The organism is Cohnella zeiphila, assembly GCF_014212055.1.
GTDB classification, from domain to species: Bacteria; Bacillota; Bacilli; order Paenibacillales; family Paenibacillaceae; genus Cohnella; species Cohnella zeiphila.
This window is the reverse complement of sequence record NZ_JACJVO010000001.1, coordinates 1-18,352: the sequence shown is the minus strand read 5'-3', so window position 1 is coordinate 18,352 and position 18,352 is coordinate 1. Positions and strand designations below refer to the sequence as shown.

At 58.6% G+C, this 18,352-nt stretch carries 15 protein-coding genes and 2 tRNA genes; 2 read left to right on the top strand and 15 right to left on the bottom strand.

Annotated features, from left to right (window positions below; translation table 11 throughout):
* Positions 1 to 28: 28 nt before the first annotated feature.
* The 14 genes from hemA to H7C18_RS00020 all read right to left on the bottom strand — a co-directional run bounded on the left by hemA (position 29) and on the right by H7C18_RS00020 (position 17,049).
* Positions 29 to 1,426 carry a glutamyl-tRNA reductase gene (gene hemA, locus H7C18_RS00085; RefSeq protein ID WP_185127190.1) on the bottom strand — a complete coding sequence of 466 codons (1,398 nt, stop codon included), beginning with the start codon at positions 1,424 to 1,426 and terminating at the stop codon, positions 29 to 31.
* A 260-nt stretch (positions 1,427 to 1,686) separates the two neighbouring features.
* A complete protein-coding gene (gene speD, locus H7C18_RS00080; RefSeq protein WP_185126969.1) occupies positions 1,687 to 2,085 on the bottom strand; it encodes an adenosylmethionine decarboxylase in 399 nt (132 codons plus the stop codon).
* Between the two features lie 304 nt (positions 2,086 to 2,389).
* On the bottom strand, positions 2,390 to 3,874 hold the full coding sequence (locus tag H7C18_RS00075) for an ABC transporter substrate-binding protein (protein ID WP_238357371.1): 1,485 nt from the start codon (positions 3,872 to 3,874) through the stop codon (positions 2,390 to 2,392).
* 168 nt (positions 3,875 to 4,042) lie between these two features.
* Entirely contained in the window at positions 4,043 to 4,633 is a 591-nt protein-coding gene (locus H7C18_RS00070; RefSeq protein WP_185126968.1) for a non-ribosomal peptide synthetase module, read from the bottom strand.
* Between the two features lie 154 nt (positions 4,634 to 4,787).
* Positions 4,788 to 5,432, bottom strand: a complete 645-nt coding sequence (gene yihA, locus H7C18_RS00065; protein WP_185126967.1) for a ribosome biogenesis GTP-binding protein YihA/YsxC — start codon at positions 5,430 to 5,432, stop codon at positions 4,788 to 4,790.
* 20 nt (positions 5,433 to 5,452) lie between these two features.
* Positions 5,453 to 7,888 (bottom strand): endopeptidase La, encoded by a 2,436-nt coding sequence (gene lon / locus H7C18_RS00060; RefSeq protein ID WP_185126966.1) that lies wholly within the window; start codon positions 7,886 to 7,888, stop codon positions 5,453 to 5,455.
* 196 nt (positions 7,889 to 8,084) lie between these two features.
* Positions 8,085 to 9,878, bottom strand: coding sequence for an ATP-dependent protease LonB (gene lonB / locus H7C18_RS00055; protein WP_185126965.1), 1,794 nt, complete (start codon positions 9,876 to 9,878; stop codon positions 8,085 to 8,087).
* A 178-nt stretch (positions 9,879 to 10,056) separates the two neighbouring features.
* On the bottom strand, positions 10,057 to 10,524 hold the full coding sequence (locus H7C18_RS00050; protein WP_185126964.1) for a DUF2269 family protein: 468 nt from the start codon (positions 10,522 to 10,524) through the stop codon (positions 10,057 to 10,059).
* Positions 10,521 to 11,159 (bottom strand): TetR/AcrR family transcriptional regulator, encoded by a 639-nt coding sequence (locus H7C18_RS00045; protein ID WP_185126963.1) that lies wholly within the window; start codon positions 11,157 to 11,159, stop codon positions 10,521 to 10,523. The genes H7C18_RS00050 and H7C18_RS00045 overlap by 4 nt, the downstream gene beginning before the upstream one ends.
* A gap of 212 nt (positions 11,160 to 11,371) precedes the next feature.
* The gene (gene ispG, locus H7C18_RS00040; RefSeq protein ID WP_185126962.1) at positions 11,372 to 12,469 is read right to left on the bottom strand and encodes a flavodoxin-dependent (E)-4-hydroxy-3-methylbut-2-enyl-diphosphate synthase; all 1,098 of its coding nucleotides are present in this window, start codon (positions 12,467 to 12,469) and stop codon (positions 11,372 to 11,374) included.
* A 192-nt stretch (positions 12,470 to 12,661) separates the two neighbouring features.
* A complete protein-coding gene (gene clpX, locus H7C18_RS00035) occupies positions 12,662 to 13,918 on the bottom strand; it encodes an ATP-dependent protease ATP-binding subunit ClpX (protein WP_185126961.1) in 1,257 nt (418 codons plus the stop codon).
* Positions 13,919 to 13,930: 12 nt separating this feature from the next.
* Positions 13,931 to 14,521 carry an ATP-dependent Clp endopeptidase proteolytic subunit ClpP gene (gene clpP / locus H7C18_RS00030; protein WP_185126960.1) on the bottom strand — a complete coding sequence of 197 codons (591 nt, stop codon included), beginning with the start codon at positions 14,519 to 14,521 and terminating at the stop codon, positions 13,931 to 13,933.
* Between the two features lie 210 nt (positions 14,522 to 14,731).
* Positions 14,732 to 16,027: a trigger factor gene (tig, locus tag H7C18_RS00025; protein WP_185126959.1), complete on the bottom strand. Its 1,296-nt coding sequence runs from the start codon at positions 16,025 to 16,027 to the stop codon at positions 14,732 to 14,734.
* 104 nt (positions 16,028 to 16,131) lie between these two features.
* Positions 16,132 to 17,049, bottom strand: coding sequence for a HEAT repeat domain-containing protein (locus tag H7C18_RS00020; RefSeq protein ID WP_238357370.1), 918 nt, complete (start codon positions 17,047 to 17,049; stop codon positions 16,132 to 16,134).
* 198 nt (positions 17,050 to 17,247) lie between these two features.
* On the opposite strand from H7C18_RS00020, the gene H7C18_RS00015 reads away from it, so the two are divergent.
* Positions 17,248 to 17,321 (top strand) — tRNA-Gly (locus tag H7C18_RS00015).
* Positions 17,322 to 17,390: 69 nt separating this feature from the next.
* Here the strand turns inward: H7C18_RS00015 and H7C18_RS00010 are convergent.
* Positions 17,391 to 17,597, bottom strand: a complete 207-nt coding sequence (locus H7C18_RS00010; RefSeq protein ID WP_185126958.1) for a hypothetical protein — start codon at positions 17,595 to 17,597, stop codon at positions 17,391 to 17,393.
* A gap of 621 nt (positions 17,598 to 18,218) precedes the next feature.
* Between H7C18_RS00010 and H7C18_RS00005 the strand changes: the two genes are divergently transcribed.
* Positions 18,219 to 18,292: transfer RNA gene (locus H7C18_RS00005), tRNA-Arg, on the top strand.
* Positions 18,293 to 18,352 lie beyond the last annotated feature (60 nt).

Sequence of the window (18,352 nt, the reverse complement as noted above, 5' to 3'; positions counted from 1 at the left end):
TCCCGCGCCGGGCTCCCGCCTTGCCGCTTCAGCGAAGCACGCCCGCCAATTGCGAGAGAATCGAGGGAGTCTCGTACGCTTTGTCCGCCGTTTTCGGCTCCGCCTTGGAAGCCGCGTTCGCGTTCTCCCCGGCTTGCATCTCCGCCTCGATGCGGGCGACGTCCTCTTCCAGCGCGAAAAGCTGGACGAACGCATCCATCATCGCGTCTCCCCGTTTGACGGCGGCCGTTTCCTTGACGCGAAGAATCGGATCGTGAATCATCTGGCTGAGCATGCTCTTGGTCAGCTTGCGAATGACTTTGACTTGCCGTTCGTCCAGATCCGGCAATTTTCGCAGCAGGCTGTCCAAGGTCTGCTCATGAATGGCGGCCGCCTTCTCCTGCAAGCCGCGAATGAGCGGAGCCACGCCCAGCGTCCCGTACCATTCCTGGTAAGCGGCCAGCTCGGCGGCGATCATCTTCTCGATCACGGCGGCTTCCTTCCGGCGGTTCTCCAGGTTCGTCTCCACAATGCCTTCCAAGTCGTCGATATCGTAGAGGAAGACGTTGCGAAGCTCCCCGCAAGCCGGGTCGATATCGCGCGGCACGGCGATATCGATCAGGAACAACGGCCGCTGCTTCCGCCCCGACATCGCTTCTTCGACGGTTGAACGGTTCAGCACGAACCGCTTCGCGCCGGTACTGCTGATGATGATGTCCGCCTCATGCAGTCTTCCGATCGCCTGATCCATCGACAGAGCGACGCCGTCGAATTTGCGTGCGAGCTCCTCGGCCCGGGCCACCGTCCGGTTGACCACGAGCACTTCCTTCGCTCCGGCCGAGCTGAGATGCTTCGCGGTCAACTCGCTCATTTTGCCGGCGCCGAGAATCATGATCTTCTTGTTGTCGAACCGTCCGAAAATGCGCTTGCCGAGCTCCACCGCCGCATAGCTGACGGATACCGCGTTCTCGCCGATCGACGTCTCGCTCTGGGCCCGCTTCGCTACGGTTACGGCCTGCTTGAACAGCCGATTGAACAGCGTCCCCGTCGCTTTCTGCTCCTGAGCAAGGAGGAAAGCGTCCCTCACCTGACCGAGGATTTGCGTCTCTCCGATCACCATCGAGTCCAATCCGCACGCGACCCGGAACAGATGCTCGATCATTCGCTCGTCTTCGTACATATACAAGTAGGGGTTGAACTCCGTCCGGGGAACGTTGAACCACGTCTCCATGAACGAACGGATATAATGTCCGCACAGCGTGTGCCGGTCGACGACCGCATAAATCTCCGTTCGGTTGCAGGTGGCGACGATCACGCCCTCCAGAATGCCCGTCGTCTGCTTGAGCGACTCGAGCGCAAGCGGCAAATCCGTCTCCGATAGCGCGAACCGTTCCCTGACTTCGACGGGCGCCGTCCGGTAATTCAACCCGACCACGATCAGATGCACGAGCATTCACCTGCCTTTCTTGTTCAAGTCGCCTGATATCCGGCATGTCTTGACCTATTATAGCATAGTTCCATCGGGCCATCGCGCCCGGAAGTTATGAAAACTTTGCGAACATGGAGCTCGTATTTTACCTATTGTTGGCGAATCGCACAGAAACTATTCCCGCCGCTTCGCCCTTGCGGCGCCTTTCGCTCCGCTAAAAAGCCACGGGGATCATCCCCGTGGCTTAGCATACGTTCGCGTTATTGCTTTGGTTATGGTTACACCAATTCCACTTGCTTGAGGTTCGGCTCTTCGACCTGCATCTCGCCGAGACCGCGAATCAGCTTCTTGGCATAAGTTCTCTCCGGCTTGAGCACATTAACCAGGTAATCGATCGCAAGCTGCGGATCGACCGTCTCGCCGCACGTGTAACAGTCGATGGCGGCAAAACCTCTTTCAGGATACGTGTGAATGGAGAGATGGCTCTCCGACAACATAACGAGAACCGTGGCGCCTTGCGGTTCGAATTGCTTCGCTTGCACCGAAAGAACGGTCGCGCCGCAGGCTTCTGCAGCTTCCACCATGTGCGATTGGAGAAGTTCCGAATCGTTCAATACGTCGAAATCGACTCCCCAAGTATCAACTGCAACGTGTCGTCCGAAAGTAGAGTATTCCATCTTTCGGTTCCCCCTTCCTAGGAATAAAATGTGAACCTGATTTCATCCGCTAGGACCTACGTCATTCACTGCTTGAGGGAATTTGCACACTCTCGCAATCCGTTCCTGAGTGAATCCTGGTTCCTATTGTGTTGTCAACGAAAATAAAAATAACATCTATCCGCCCGAATTGCAACCCTTTTTTTCGCTGCTTTCGGCAGCGGGCGCCTGCAGCGTCCAAATGGGCGTTTTTTCACGTTCGGGCCGCGTTCCGAACCGATTTTCGCGCGGTGCGTCTGTGACGGGCTTCGGACACTTTTTCAGGTCACGGTTCGTCAGTCGCGGACGCCGAAGCCGATGCGCTCGCGGCGGCCGAACCGGACGATACATCGGCCGAAGCAGCGGATGCCTGCTGCTTGGCTTTGGCCTCTTCGTCCTGCTTTTTGGCCTTTACGAGCGCCTCCTGGGCTCTGCTTTGAATATCGGCCGACGCCTCGTCAAGCGTCTTCTTGCCGTCGATGACCGCTTGAAGCTCGTCCTGCAGAATCGGCATGAACAGCCCATAGAAGCTCGCAGGGGCTTTATCAAGCGAATAGACGGGATCGGATACCGGTTCCAGCTTGTAGAACGGTTCCAGGCTGACGCCGTCCACATCCGGATTGTAGGCGGTTCGGCTTAGCAAGTTCCCGGAATTGGAGGACTTCGATTTGACTCGAGCGAAATCCTCGCTATCGATATATTTGACGAACTCCCATGCTGCTCGGAGGTTCGGAGATTGAGCGTTCACCGCGAAGACGTTGCTCAAGCTGAACGAGTTGCTTTGCCCTCGGTTATTCGGATCGACCGGCGCGGTGACGATTCCCCAATTCAGCTTCTTGTCGGGCATTGAAGATTTGGCCTGCTTGATATTCTGAACGTCATAGGAATAGCCTACGTACATCGCCGTTTTGCCAGAGATGAACGGATCACGGTTGTAATATTCCTCCATCGTCATGCTTCCGTTCGCCATGTTATTCGAAGGAAGCCTAATCGCCTTGGAAGCGGCAGCCTTCGCGACGGTTTGAAACACTTGTTTCCAGGCGTCCGTATTCATCGTTACCTGACTGCCGTCGGGGCTTAATACCCGCAAACCGTTCGTAGAGCCGATCTGATAGGCCATATCGATAATCGATCCGTAATTTTGCACGCCGAAGCCGTAGATCCGATCCTTATCAGATCCGTCGGTCGGGAAACGTTCGGCCAATGTCAGAATCTCGTCCCAGCTCATGGAGTCGGTTGGAGGCTCGATGCCGTACTTCTCAAACAGATCCTTGTTATAGAATAGCGCGCTGTTGCTGAAAGACGGGCTGAGCCCGTACAGGGTGCCGTTGCCCTTGTCCCGAAGCAGCTTCAGAATGGCCGGTTGAATGCCTTCCGTATCGAACTTGTCCTGTTTGATGACGGAATCGAGTTCGTACAGCTTGCCGTCGGTTGCCATCTTCTCGTACTGGTCCGGAGACAGCATGAGCACGTCCGGCTTTTGCTGGTCGATAAATTTGTAAATCGAATCTTCCGTGTAAACGCCCGTGTTATAGAGCGTCTGCATGTTGACGACCTGAACGTCGATGTTCGGAAATTTGCTGATGAACAAACTTCCGTACTCCTGGAAAAAGGCGCTTTCGTCATAGAACATTACCTTAATCGTCGCCTGTTCGTCCTTGCCAAGCGGCTTCAGCTTGTCCTCTCCCGAGCTTCCGCTCCCGCTGCATCCTCCCATTGCGACCGCCGCCGCAACCGTTAACGCCAGCGGCGCAACCAACCGTTTTCTCAAAAAAAGCACCCCCGTTTTTATGCATCGATCCCAATATTTAGACGCTCTTCGCAAAGGGGTGGTTGTTAAAATTTAGGTAAAGAGAATTCCGAAAAAACAAAAAAGCCCGCCGCACGGGATGCGGCAAGGCTGCGTAAGATGATGGTGCCGGGCAGGAAACGGACCGTTTCACGCCTCCAAAGCGAACAACAGTCGGCTGTGGGCTTTCAGCCGTTCATCGATCTCGGCGATCTCCTCGGGGGAACCGGCGCGATTGCGCTTGTCGAGCCACTCGTTCACGGCAGCGCGCAAAATGCCGATCTCCTCTTCGACCGCCTGGCGCTTGAATTGCGCTTCCAGCCATCCGAGCGTATCCCGCTGCTCGAACACCGTGCGCAGTTCGTTGCCTTTGATCTCGACGATGCGAATGACTTTGCCCTGCAAATAATGGTAGACCATTGTGAAAGTCGGGTAGATCCGGTTGACGACCGCATCCCCCCGGAAGGTGGATACGAGCTTGCGCAAAGCGTTGGTCAAAGTAGGCTTTACGACCCGGCACGACAGCACGCACCGGTAGCCCCGTCCGTCGCGTTCGAAGGTCAGCCGGATGGCTTCGCCTCCGCCGCGGTCTTCCAGGACAATCTCTTGATTCCCGTTATCCAGAACGAACACTTGCAGACGTAGCTGCTGCGTCTCGCACAAGGTGAAAAGAAGGGTCATTTCGGCTTCCGTCACGGTCAGACTGGCATTGACATACTCCGTGGCTACTCGCTCAGCCATAGAAATCTCCTCAATTCCATTTTGCTAACGAAGGTGACTGCTTCATGGTTCCCCTTTATTATACGATAATTCCGAAAAGGCCGCCCACGCCCGAACCGCGATATTCCCGGATATACTCGTAAAAAACGATTCCTGCCGTAATCTTCTCCGGCTTTTACCCGTTATCCTCGGTTTCCTGCGGGTCATTCTGCGGCTCCGAGGGGGACTTTGCGGCCAAATCGGCAGATTGCTCGATCAAGCTCCATAATTCGTCCCTTCCCTGTCCCGTCTCGGACGAGAACAGGATCAGCGGCTGCGAACGGGGCATGCCGAGCGTCTCCCGCACTTGCTTGGCGTGTTTGGGGAGCTGGCTGCGGCCGAGCTTGTCGGCCTTCGTGGCCACGACGCAGAGCGGGATGCCGTAGTGGGACAGCCAGTCGTACATGGAACGGTCCAGGGCGCTGGGAGGATGGCGCAAGTCGACGAGCAGGATGACGAGCCGAAGCGTCTCCCGCTTGCGGAGATACGCTTCGATCATCCTCCCCCACGCTTCCCGTTCCGTCTTCGATACCCGAGCGTACCCGTATCCGGGAACGTCCACGAAGAACAGCTCTTCGTTGATCCGGTAATAGTTCAGCTGCTGCGTCTTGCCCGGCTGCGAACTCGTCCGGGCCAAGTTCTTCCGCAGCAGCATCCGGTTGATCAGCGACGATTTGCCGACGTTCGATCGGCCCGCGAGCGCCACCTCCGGCAAGCCCTCGTCGGGATATTGCTTCGGCCCGACCGCGCTGATGACAAATTCGCTGGATTTAATGATCATCGCTTCGTCCTTGTCTCCTGTCAGTGAGTTCCGAGCGGCGGGACGTCCTCCCGCCCTTCTTCCGGCGCCGCCAGAGCGGACGTTTGGCGCGGGAACGCCTGCTCTTCGTCATCCGGAACGATTGCGGGCAGCGGATCGGACAAGGCGTGGCGGAGCACTTCGTCCATGCCGGACACCGGTACGAACGTCATCGCCGCCTTGATGCTGTCGGGCACGTCGCGCAGATCGCGCTCGTTGTCCTTCGGGATGAGCACCTTCTTGATACCGAAGCGGTGAGCGGCGAGCGACTTCTCTTTCAACCCGCCGATCGGCAGCACACGGCCGCGCAGCGTGATCTCGCCGGTCATCGCCACCTCGCGATTGACGCGCAGGCCGGTCAGCGCCGACACGAGCGCGGTAGCCATCGTAATGCCCGCCGACGGACCGTCCTTCGGAATCGCCCCTTCGGGAATATGAATATGAATGTCGTTCTTCTCATGGAAGGCGGGATCGATTCCCCACTCTTTGGCGCGGCTGCGAATGTAGCTGAACGCGGCCTGAGCGGATTCCTTCATGACGTCGCCCAGCTTGCCGGTCAGCGTGAGCTTGCCGCTTCCGGGCATGACGGTCACTTCGATGACGAGCGTGTCGCCGCCCACTTCGGTCCAGGCCAGGCCGGTCACGGCGCCGATCTGGTCCTCCAGCTCGGCCATGCCGTACCGGAATTTGGACGGGCCGAGGAATTCCTTCAGCCGTTCGCTGTCAATGACGATCGGCGCGGCATCCGGGTCGGCGACGATCCGCTTGGCCGCCTTCCGGCAGATCGAGGCGAGCTGCTGCTCCAGGTTGCGCACGCCCGATTCCCGCGTGTAATCGCGAATGAGCTGCTGCAGCGTCTCCGGGTCGATGACGAGCTGCTCGTCTTCCAGGCCGTGATCGCGCTTCTGCTTCGGCAGCAGGTGCTTGCGGGCGATCTCCAGCTTCTCCAGCTCCGTGTAGCCCGGGATGTAGAGAACCTCCATCCGGTCGAGCAGCGGACGCGGGATATGATGCACGGCGTTGGCCGTCGTAATGAACATGACTTTGGACAGATCGAACGGCATCTCGATGTAATGGTCGCTGAACGTGGCGTTCTGCTCCGGATCGAGCACTTCGAGCATCGCCGAAGCCGGGTCGCCGCGGAAGTCCATCGCCATCTTGTCGATCTCGTCCAGCAGGAAGACCGGGTTCTGGGTGCCTGCGGTACGCATCCCCTGGATGATTCGTCCCGGCATCGCGCCGACGTACGTTCTGCGGTGGCCGCGGATCTCCGCTTCGTCGCGCACCCCGCCGAGCGACACCCGGACGAATTCCCGGCCGAGCGATTTGGCGACCGAGCGGCCGAGCGACGTCTTGCCGACCCCCGGGGGGCCGACGAAGCACAGGATCGGTCCTTTCAGCTTTTTGACGAGCTGTTGAACCGCCAAATATTCGAGCACCCGTTCCTTGGGCTTCTCCAGGCCGGAATGCTCCTCGTCCAAGAGCTCCTCCGCCTTGGCGATGTCCAGATGGTCCTCCGTCTCTTTGCTCCACGGAAGCGCAAGTACCCATTCGACATAAGTGCGGATGACGCCGCCTTCGGCCGAGGAAGCCGGCATTTTCTCGAGCCGGTCGATCTCCTTCTCGACTTTGGCCGCCATCTTCTCGGGCAGCTTCGCTTCGGCCAGCTGATTGCGCAGCTCCTCGACCTCGCCGGCGCGCCCTTCCTTCTCGCCGAGTTCCTTCTGAATCGCCTTCATCTGCTCGCGAAGGTAGTATTCCTTCTGCGTCTTCTCCATCTGCTTCTTGACGCGCTGGCTGATCTTGCGCTCGAGCTCGAGCACCTCGCGCTCGTTGTTCAGGAAATCGAGCAGCTTCTCGAGCCGCTCGCGAACGTCCACCGTCTCGAGGATCTCCTGCTTATCCTTGATCTTGAGCGACAAGTGGCTCGTGATGACGTCCGCCAGACGGCCCGGCTCCTCGATGTCCGAGACGGCCGCCAGCGTCTCCGGCGTCACTTTCTTGGACAGGTTGATGTAATTCTCGAACTGGCTGAGAACGGCGCGCATGAGCGCGTCCAGCTCCGAATCGCCGCTCAGCTGATCCGGCAGCTCGCGGGCGACCACTTCGTAGAATTGATCGTTAGGCAAATATTGTTCGATCTCCGCGCGGACGACCCCTTCGACCAGCACGCGAATCGTTCCGTTCGGAAGTTTGAGCATTTGGCGGACTTTCGCAATCGTGCCGACGCGGTAGATGTCTTCCTGGGTCGGCTCTTCGATGTTGACCTCCGACTGCGAGCAGAGCAGGATCATGTGATCGTCGACCATGCATTGTTCCAGCGCTTTGACCGACTTCTCCCGACCGACGTCCAGATGCAGCACCATGCTTGGGTAGACCAGGAGCCCTCTCAAGGGCAGCAAGGGCAGAGAACGGCTTTTGGTTTTATTCGAGCCCATGATCCGGCACCTCCATCGATGTATTGGCATTGGGCCATTCAAGGTCCTTCAAACATTGTATCAAATGTTACCCGCCGCCGCAAAATGGACACAATCTGCCGCATTCCGCACCCGGCCTTATTCCCGGCATATAAAGAAGCCGTCCCGAAGGACGGCTTCAGTCATGGATTCCGCGGTTGCGGCGGTTACGGCTGTTTCAGCCCGAGACCGGCGCGCCGGCGTTCGGTGCGGAATGTCCGCCGTCCCGCGGATAATGCGCGGGCGCGGACGGCGTCTCGGCGGGAATGCCGCCGGCATGGAGCACGGATACCGGCGCCGCGGCCGGGAAAGACTCGGGCAGCGGACGATCCGCGACTTCCAGGTCGCGCCGTCCGGCCAATTCTTCGCCGAAGATTCGCAGGAAAACTTCGTCGATCGTCTCGGCCGGAATGACCGTCACGCCTTCCAGCCCTTCGAAGATCGCCTGCCAGTTCTCCTTCGGGATGATGACCGTCTCGGCGCCCGCCTGAAAGGCCGCTTCGACTTTGGCCACCACGCCGCCGACCGGCTTGACCCGGCCGTGGATGCTGATCTCCCCGGTCATCGCGATCTTGTTGTCGACGGGCCGGTTCGACATCGCCGACGCGATCGCCACCGCCATCGCCACCCCGGCGGACGGGCCGTCGACCGGCGTCCCGCCCGGGAAGTTGATATGCAGGTCGAACCGTTCCGGCTGCAGGCCGCAGCGGCGGAGCACGGTGAGCACGTTGTCCACCGAGCCCTTGGCCATGCTCTTGCGCCTAAGCGTCCGCTGGCCGCCGCCCAGCTCCTCCTCCTCCACGACGCCGGTAATCGTGAACGTTCCTTTGCCAGCGGTTACGGGAATGGCGGTCACTTCGATCTCCAGAAGCGCCCCCATGCTGGGACCGTAGACGGCCAGTCCGTTGACGAGCCCGACCTTCGGCTCCATGGGAATCTTGCGGTCGGGACGAGGCGGCAGCTGGCTGCTGTTCGCCACCCATTCGACATCGGCCGCCGATACGCCTTGGCGGTTCTCGGACAACGCCAGCCCGGCGGCCAGCTGGATCATGTTGACGGCTTCCCGTCCGTTCGTCGCGTAATGCTTCACGACTTCGACCGCATCCGGCTGGGGCGGGAATCCGATCTTGGCGATCGCGTTCTCGGCGATCTGTCCGATCTCCTCCGGAAGCAGCGGCCGGAAATAAATTTCCATGCAGCGGCTGCGAAGAGCCGGCGGAAGGTCGTTCGGCGAACGCGTCGTCGCCCCGACAAGACGGAAGTCGGCCGGAAGCCCGTTTTGGAAAATATCGTGAATGTACAGCGGAATGTTCGGATCTTCCGCATGGTAATAGGCACTCTCCAAATAAACTTTGCGGTCTTCCAGCACCTTCAGCAGCTTGTTCATTTGGATGGGATGAAGTTCGCCGATCTCGTCGATAAACAGAATGCCCCCGTGCGCTTTCGTCACCGCCCCCGGCTTCGGCTGGGGAATGCCGGCGACGCCCATCGCGCCGGCGCCTTGGTAGATCGGATCGTGCACCGACCCGATCAGCGGATCGGCGATCCCGCGCTCGTCGAACCGGGCCGTCGTCGCGTCGATCTCGGTGAACTTGGCGTCCAGACGGAACGGCGACGAAGCGTTCTTCTTCGCTTCTTCCAGAATGACGCGAGCGGCTGCCGTCTTGCCGACGCCGGGCGGACCGTAGACGATCACATGCTGCGGATTGCCGCTGCAAAGCGCCGCCTTGAGCGCGCGCAGCCCTTCCTTCTGGCCGACGATGTCGGTCATCGCCGCCGGGCGAGTCCTTTCCGACAGCGGCTTCGTCAAGGAGATCGAGCGCAGCTTGCGCAATTTGTCCATCTCTTTGCGCGATTCGCGGTCGACGGCCGTACGGTTCGTTTTCTGATTCCGCAGCAGATTCCAGAAATAAACGCCGATCACGACAGCGAAGAACACCTGAACGAGCATCAAAAGCGTGCTTAAAGTCATCCTATCCCATCCTTTCCGTACCTTGCGTCCTCCAATGCCGGGGAAAGCCGAACCTCTGAAGGCGCAAGCCCGGACGGCGCAAAAAATCCGGCATCCGGACATTTACTTGGTAGTTTGCCCGAATCCCGGAGGATATAGTCATGATGGGAGAGAGAATTGCGCTCGCGTTCAGAAGCCCTCACCCGATATTCGATTTCGCGATCATCAGATACAGGATGATAAGGGGAAGAAGCGTCGCCAGCGTTCCGAAAATCGCCCAGTTCAACGAAGAGCGGCGATAAGCTGCCGTCGGGACTCCCAGCCGTACGGCTTCTTCGCCTTGGCGGATCATCTTCCTCTGAAGCGGGATGAGGGCCGCCAGCCAAATGATCGCGGTAACGGCGAAGAGCGCGAGCGACAGCGTCAGCCAGTTCAAGCCGCTTAGCGAGTAACCGGCATTGGCGGCCATCAGCGACCCCGAGACGATCAGAAGCGCCAGTCCCGGCACGGTGAATACCCAGTCGGCCCGCATGACGTTCCTTGCCGCCTGAAGAATGACCGCCGGATTGGCGGTGCGATCCGCGGTCGTTTTCCAGAACGCCGCCGTCACGATATTGCCGACGAACAAGATCGCGCCCAGCAAATGCAGCATTAAATATCCGTTCATCGATGGTTTCCTCCTTCTTCTTCAGGCCATGAACTCGCCGTTCCCGGCTGAGAATGAAGCGTTCCTGCGATCCATTCGGCCATGTCTTCCGCCGTCACCGAATTCGGAACGCCCTCGATGCCGCTTCGCAATCGCATGCCGAGGGAGAGCAAGACGAACATTTCCCCCGTCTTGTTCGCGTCCACGGCTTCGGGAATGACGCCGTGGCGTTGTCCTTGCTCGATCCATACCGCCGACTTCCGAACGGAATCCTCGTAGTATCGCGCCAGGATTTCGCCGACGCCGGGCTCTTCGCTTCTGCCGAGCAAATAGCGGAAGATCCGGTTCGATACGTCTTGCGGATCGGACAATTCCGGGAAGCCGGATGCGATCGCGCGCATCGGCCCCTGGAAATCGGGGCGCCGGTTCACCGCTTCCTTGAATAGCCGGTCCGTCTCCTCCGTACGAGACTGCAGGACCAGCCCGAACAGTTCGTCTTTTCCTTTCACATAATGAAAGATCGCTCCTTTGGACAGTCCGGACCGCTCCATAATATCGCTCATCGTCGTCTGGATGCAGCCTTTCTCCCGGATCAAATCCCGGCTTGCCTCGATCAACTTGCGCAGTGTCTGTTCCCGCTTGAGTTCGCGCTTCATCGTACCCCTCTTTCTTGGAACGTTTTGGTATCATCACAATAACAGACCGATGGTCGGTTTGTAAATATGTATTTAAAAAAAATCGTTACCGCACCGTGGCTGCCCATGTAAAAAGGCACCCGCAAAGGGTGCCTGATCCGAATCCGTATCGATGGTACCCGGTTCCATTCGTTCCGCCGAAATCGGCGAACGTTTCGCCGCAAAGCGATCGCTCAGTGCTTGCGGCCCGGAATGACGCCCGTCTCGTTATACACTTTGACGATCTCGTCGATCTCTTTCTTTAACTCGGATAAGAGCTCCGCCTCCGGAATCTTGCGGACGATCTCGCCGTAACGGAACAGCATTCCTTCGCCGCGCGCGCCCGCGATGCCGATATCCGCCTCCCGCGCTTCGCCCGGTCCGTTCACCGCGCAGCCAAGAACCGATACTTTGATCGGCACCTTCAGCTTGGACAAATAATCTTCGACCTCGTTCGCCACCGCGAACAAGTCGATGTCCAACCGTCCGCAGGTCGGGCAGGAAATCAGCGTCGGAGCGTCCGTGATCAGTCCGAACGTCTTCAGCAGCTCGCGGGCCGCCTTAATCTCTTCGACCGGGTCGGCGCTGAGCGAGATGCGCATCGTGTTGCCGATTCCCATGTTGAGGAGCACGCCGAGCCCCGCGGCGCTCTTGATCGTGCCGGAGAACAGCGTCCCCGCTTCCGTAATGCCGAGGTGAAGCGGGTATCTGATGACTTCGGCCGCTTTCGAATAGGCCGCGATGGCCATCGGCACGTCGGAAGCCTTAAGAGAGACGATAATATCGTGAAAATCGAGTTCTTCCAAAATGCCGATATGAAAAAGAGCGCTCTCGACCATGGCATCCGCCGTCGGATAGCCGTATTTCTCGAGCAGATGATTCTCCAGCGAACCGGCATTGACGCCGATCCGGATCGGAATGCCTCTCTCCTTGCACGCCTTGACGACCGCTTCGACTTTCTCGCGGCGGCCGATGTTGCCCGGATTGATCCGCACCTTGTCGATGCCGTTCTCAATCGCCATCAGCGCCAGCCGGTAGTCGAAATGAATGTCCGCCACCAGCGGAATCTTGATCTCGCGCTTGATCGCCTTGATCGCTTCCGCCGCTTCCTTGTTGTTCACCGTGACCCGGACAAGCTGGCAGCCCGCTTCTTCCAAGCGTTTGATCTCGGCGACGGTAGCGGCGACATCCGCCGTCTTCGTCGTGCACATGCTCTGCAGCAACACTTGATTGTTCCCGCCGATCGTCAGGTTCCCCACCCGGACCGGAACGGTATCCGTGCGCAAATACATAGTCTGCATTCTCCCCATATATGCCAAGTCCCACCCGGCTTCTGCGAGGAAGCGGGGTGGAACCGGCAGTCTTAAGCGAATATCCGAGGGCGACGCGAAGCTCCGAGTCGCCCCAGGCCATTCGCCGCAACCAGCGGTCGGCATCGCGCCGAAAGCGGTTCAGCCGGCTCCGGCATGCTGCCGAAGTCCTTCTTACGCGCTTTCCTCTTTTTTCTTGCCCTTCTTCGTCGTGAGCTCGGGCACGAGCTTATCCTTGACGACGCTCTCGGTAATGACGCAGCTGTTCACATCGTCGCGGGAAGGCACTTCGTACATCACTTCCAGCATGATGCCTTCGATGATCGCTCTCAAGCCGCGGGCGCCGGTGTTCCGCTTGATCGCTTCGCGGGCGATCGCTTCCAGGGCGCCTTGCTCGAATTCCAGCTTGACGTTGTCCATCTCAAGCAGCTTCTGATACTGCTTGACAAGCGCATTCTTCGGCTCGGCCAAGATGCGGACCAGTGCCGGCTCATCGAGCGGTTCCAATGCGGAGATGACCGGGAGACGGCCGACGAACTCCGGAATGAGACCGAATTTGAGCAGGTCTTCCGGCTGAACCATGGACAAATATTCGCCCGGCTTCAGTTCCTTTTGGCCTTCGACGCCGGCGTTGAAGCCGATGACCTTCTTGCCGATCCGGCGCTTGATGATCTGCTCCAGGCCATCGAACGCGCCGCCGCACAGGAACAGAATGTTCGTGGTGTCGATCTGGATGAACTCTTGATGCGGATGCTTGCGGCCGCCCTGCGGCGGAACCGATGCGACCGTACCTTCCAGAATTTTGAGCAGCGCCTGCTGAACGCCTTCGCCCGATACGTCGCGGGTAATCGACGGGTTCTCGGATTTGCGCGCCACCTTGTCGATCTCGTCGATGTAGATGATGCCGCGTTCGGCTTTCTCGACATCGTAATCGGCAGCTTGAATCAGCTTGAGCAAAATATTCTCGACGTCCTCGCCCACGTAGCCCGCTTCGGTCAAGGAAGTGGCGTCGGCGATCGCGAACGGAACGTTCAGGATCTTGGCCATCGTCTGAGCGAGCAGCGTCTTGCCGGAACCGGTCGGACCGACCAGCATGATGTTGCTCTTCTGCAATTCGACGTCCTCGATCTTGCTCTGCGAATTGATCCGCTTGTAATGGTTGTACACGGCGACGGACAGCGATTTCTTCGCCTGGTCCTGACCGATGACGTATTGGTCGAGAATGTTGCGGATTTCCTTGGGCTTCGGAATTTCCTTGAGGTCGAGCTCTTCTTCGTGGCCCAGTTCCTCTTCGACAATCTCCGTGCACAGTTCGATGCATTCATCGCATATATACACGCCGGGACCGGCGACCAATTTCCGAACCTGGTCCTGCGACTTGCCGCAGAACGAGCACTTCAACTGGCCTTTCTCGTCGTTGAACTTAAACATGGAATCACTCCTTTAACCGTTGATGGGAGAGGCGATCACCTTGTCGACCAGCCCGTAAGCGCACGCGTCTTCCGCGCTCATGAAATTGTCGCGGTCGGTATCGCGCTCGATCTTCTCATAAGACTGGCCGGTACGCTCCACATAGATCTTGTTAAGCTTCTCTTTGGTCTTCAAGATCCAGTCGGCGTGAATCTTGATGTCTGCCGCCTGTCCTCTGACGCCGCCAAGCGGCTGGTGAATCATGATTTCGCTGTTCGGCAACGCGAACCGCTTGCCCTTCGCGCCTGCGGTCAAGAGCAACGACCCCATGCTTGCAGCCATGCCGACGCAGATCGTGCTGACGTCCGGCTTGATAAACTGCATGGTATCATATATTCCCATTCCGGCCGTTACTGAACCGCCGGGCGAGTTAATGTACAGGCTGATGTCTTTCTCCGGATCATCCGCGGCCAAGAAAAGCAGTTGGGCGATGATGGAATTGGCAACATCGTCATCAATGGCGCTGCCGAGAAAGATGATCCGGTCCTTGAGCAGACGGGAGTAGATATCGTACGAGCGTTCCCCTCGATTCGTCTGTTCGACGACGATCGGTACCAAGTTCATTGAGATCCAACCTCTTTTCTTTGATGGATTTTGCTTAGGACTTCGAGCATCGGTAATATTCTAACACGTTCAAACCGCAATGTCATGTTGACGGGTTCTCCGCGAATGCGGCTTCCTTGGAGGCGGATCTTCGAGGCTGATATGTAGGGTGAAAAAGAAGGCACGCAGCAAGCACGTGCCTTTTCGTTATGTCGGTACTGCGTAATGGGGTTACGCGGCGGTTTTGCTTTGCTCCACGATGAACTTGACCGCTTTGCGAACCTTGAGATCGGCCGTCAGCGTGCTCAGGTATCCGTTCGAGGTGAAGATCGCGCGAAGCTCGTCGGCTTTGCGGTTGTAGATCTTCGCCAGATTGGCGAGCTCTTCGTCCAGATCCTCGTCGGTTACTTCCAGGTTCTCGGCCTGGGCGACCGCTTCGAGCACCAGGTTGTTGCGGACGCGCTTCTCGGCATCGGCGCGCATCTGGTCCTTCAGCGCTTCTTCGTTCTGGCCGCTGAACTGGTAATACAGCTCCAGATTCATTCCTTGCGAGCTCAGGCGATTCTCGAAATCGCGAAGCATGTTGTCGACCTCGCTCTCGACCATTACTTCCGGGATCTCGACTTCGGCGTTCGCGGCGGCCTGATCGATCACCGCCGTCTCGCGGGCCGCTTCGGCATCTTTCTCCTTGCGCTCTTTCAGCTTGGCCTTCAAATCGTCTTTGTATTCTTCGAGCGTCTCGAATTCGCTGACGTCCTTCGCGAACTCGTCGTCGAGCTCCGGCAGATTCTTGCGTTTGATCTCGTGGAGCTTCACCTTAAAGACAACCGGCTTGCCGGCAAGGTTCTCCGCTTGGTAGTTCTCCGGGAACGTGACATGGATGTCCTTCTCTTCGGCGATGTTCAGGCCGACGACCTGATCTTCGAAGCCGGGGATGAACGAGCCGGAGCCCAGCTCGAGCGAATATCGCTCGGCTTTGCCGCCTTCGAACGGCTCGCCGTCCAGGAAGCCTTCGAAGTCGATGATCGTGATGTCGCCCTGCTGCGCCGGGCCTTCATCCACGACGACCAGCTCGGCGTGGCGCTGCTGAAGACGCTCCAGCTCGGCGTTCACTTCTTCGTCTGTCACTTCCGCGTCTGCGGCCGGAACTTCCAGGCCCTTATAGTCGCCCAGCTTCACTTCCGGCTTGACGGTCACTTTGGCCTTGAACTTGAACGTCTGGCCTTTGGCGAACTGCTCGACGTCCACGTCCGGACGGTCGACAGGCGTGATGCCGGCTTGTTCGACGGCGTCGCTGTAGGCTCCCGGCAGCAGGATATCGATCGCATCCTGGTACAGGCTCTCGATGCCGAAACGGGCCTCGAAAATTTTGCGCGGAACTTTGCCCTTGCGGAATCCAGGCACGTTCACTTTCTGAACGACTTTGCGGAACGCCTTGTCCAGAGCTTCCGATACTTGCTGTTCTTCAATCTCGACCTCGAGGAGGCCGACGTTCTTTTCTATCTTTTCCCAATTCGCTTTTAACATGAGCAATTCCCCTCCGAAGCAGCTTGCCGCATCTTGTCCGGCCGCTTAACATAAACCATTCCATTATAAACAAGACTAGCCTTCATTTCAAGAGTTTCGCCCCGTCAGTCTTCCGGGCGAAGCTCGCCCGCGTACTGCCGAAGCCAGCGAAGCGACTGCTCGTAGCGGAAACGCAAGTCTCCCGTTATGCCGTACTGGTCCCGGACCCAATCGTCCGACTGAGGACCGTGAAGCTTCTCGGTCAGAAACTGGTGAAGCGCGCCCGCCCAAATGTCGGTCGAGCTGTCGTCGTCCTCGGTCATGCGGCGATAGACGGCCGTGCCGTAAGCGGCTTGCGCGCATTCCTTCCACAGCTCCTCGGCGAAGTAGGACAGCGTCGGATCGGACACTTCCGCCGCCTGGCGAACCCGTTCCAGCACCTGCTTCACGGAAGTCGGAAAATCGTCGAAGCTCTCGGGCGTCGTCTCCGCCTCGGCCGTCAGAAGCTCGCCGTCGCGCAGGAAGGCGACCGGTCCTTCCGCCCCTTGCTTCCGCAGCACTTGCAGCGCCCGAAACTGAACGGCCGGATGCCGCTCGCCTTCCGTCAGCCAGCGCCGGATCCGCGCCTCCACTTCCGGGTGATCCAGGTAGATCAATTGTCCGAGTGCGAGAAGCTGCTGTTCGGGGTCGTCCGTCTCGTCCAGCTTCGAGAGCAGGTTGGGAACGAAGGCGGCATCCTGTCCCAATCTGTCGTTCAGACGCTGGCGGAGCAGATCTTCGGCGCTCTCTTCTTCGTCTTCGTCCAGGACGCCTTCCGAGAAGCCGCCCGCCTCCAGGCCGGGAAAAGCGGCGTCCAGCCAGCCGAGCAGCGCCTGCCATTCGGTATGATGCCGTTCCGCCTCTCCCCCGCACTGCAGCAGGAAAGCGAGAAGTGCTTTGGCTTCGCCGTAGCGCTCCGTCTCCAGCATCCGGGTCAGCTGGATCTGGTAGTAATCCAATGTCTTGGGGAACAAGACCAAATTATCTTTCGTGGAATCCTGCATCCAGCGAACCCCTTCCTGTCGGCCGCAAGGCTGCGGTTGCCGATTCACCCGCATTATACCATGAACCTTGTCCAAAGTGGTAAAGGACGGGCAGATGCGCTCGGCATTCCGACATGCGGGAGAATCGGCGGAGGAAAGCAGGAAAACCGGTTGATTTTACTTTTCTGACATGCTATGATTCTTTATGCTTCGCTGCATGCGGGTGTAGTTCAATGGTAGAACGCCAGCTTCCCAAGCTTGAGGCGAGGGTTCGATTCCCTTCACCCGCTCCAATCCATTCAACTTCAATATTCAGGAAGCCTCCCGCGAGGCTTCTTTTTTGATTTACCGGACCGCCAGGCTTACGACACGCGCCATCCGGCCACCGGCACCGCCTTCATGATCCGTCCGGCCGACAGCGTGCGAAGGGACTTCGAGCTCCAATCCAGAACCCGAACGCGGCCGTCCCGAACGGAATAAACGGAAACGATCCGCCGGCTCGTCCGCCCCTTGCTGTCTACATATACGATTTCGACCGGCCTTCGCCGGACATACCGATTCAGATCCATCGGTTCTCCTCCGTTCATGGGGTTTGCTTTCCTCATTATATCAGAACATACGTTCCTATTCAAGTCAAAACAGCAGGGATCTCCCCCTCCTTGCCGCGCAGTGTCAATCCGATCGATGCGGGCATAGGCTGATATCATCACGAAGAGGGGGTTTTGCCCGATGGCTGTCGGCCCGTTCGGCCCTTATCCGCCTTATCCGTACCCTCCGTACTCGCCATACCCGCCGTACCCGTATCCTTACCCCTATCCTTATCCCGGCGTGCTGCCGTTTCCGGTCGGACCGTTTTTCCCGGGCGCGGGCCCCGGATTCGGACCTGGTTTTGGACCGGGAGTCGGACCCGGATTCGGTCCCGGATTCGGCCCGGGATTCCCTGGCCACGCGCCGGGTTTTCCCGGCCACGGCCCGGGTCCGGGTCTCCAACCCGGCTTCCATGGCCACGGCGGAGGACCGCACCGTTCCGGGCGCTGAAGAAAGGCGACCGGCCAAAGAGCGCGGTCGCCTTTCTATTAAAAGAACTCCGCCCTCACATCCGAAAGCCGGTTTTTCTTGCGCGCGCCGGATGTTTTTTCCGAAAAGATCTTGAGTCCCGGCCTTTCTTTGTGGTACTATAATCAAGCTGTGTCCCAGTAGCTCAGCTGGATAGAGCACACGCCTTCTAAGCGTGCGGTCGGGGGTTCGAATCCCTCCTGGGACGCATTCTCTTCGACGCCATGAAGCCACCCTCCCGGGTGGCTTTCGTATTATTAGGTCAACC

Bases quoted from the DNA above. Each gene is read 5' to 3' on its own strand.
- yihA (WP_185126967.1), bottom strand. From the start codon at position 5,432: ATGATCATTAAATCCAGCGAATTTGTCATCAGCGCGGTCGGGCCGAAG.
- ispG (WP_185126962.1), bottom strand. From the start codon at position 12,469: ATGTATTTGCGCACGGATACCGTTCCGGTCCGGGTGGGGAACCTGACG.
- clpX (WP_185126961.1), bottom strand. From the start codon at position 13,918: ATGTTTAAGTTCAACGACGAGAAAGGCCAGTTGAAGTGCTCGTTCTGC.
- lon (WP_185126966.1), bottom strand. From the start codon at position 7,888: ATGGGCTCGAATAAAACCAAAAGCCGTTCTCTGCCCTTGCTGCCCTTG.
- lonB (WP_185126965.1), bottom strand. From the start codon at position 9,878: ATGACTTTAAGCACGCTTTTGATGCTCGTTCAGGTGTTCTTCGCTGTC.
- speD (WP_185126969.1), bottom strand. From the start codon at position 2,085: ATGGAATACTCTACTTTCGGACGACACGTTGCAGTTGATACTTGGGGA.
- H7C18_RS00045 (WP_185126963.1), bottom strand. From the start codon at position 11,159: ATGAAGCGCGAACTCAAGCGGGAACAGACACTGCGCAAGTTGATCGAG.
- clpP (WP_185126960.1), bottom strand. From the start codon at position 14,521: ATGAACTTGGTACCGATCGTCGTCGAACAGACGAATCGAGGGGAACGC.
- tig (WP_185126959.1), bottom strand. From the start codon at position 16,027: ATGTTAAAAGCGAATTGGGAAAAGATAGAAAAGAACGTCGGCCTCCTC.
- H7C18_RS00050 (WP_185126964.1), bottom strand. From the start codon at position 10,524: ATGAACGGATATTTAATGCTGCATTTGCTGGGCGCGATCTTGTTCGTC.
- H7C18_RS00020 (WP_238357370.1), bottom strand. From the start codon at position 17,049: ATGCAGGATTCCACGAAAGATAATTTGGTCTTGTTCCCCAAGACATTG.
- H7C18_RS00070 (WP_185126968.1), bottom strand. From the start codon at position 4,633: ATGGCTGAGCGAGTAGCCACGGAGTATGTCAATGCCAGTCTGACCGTG.
- H7C18_RS00010 (WP_185126958.1), bottom strand. From the start codon at position 17,597: ATGGATCTGAATCGGTATGTCCGGCGAAGGCCGGTCGAAATCGTATAT.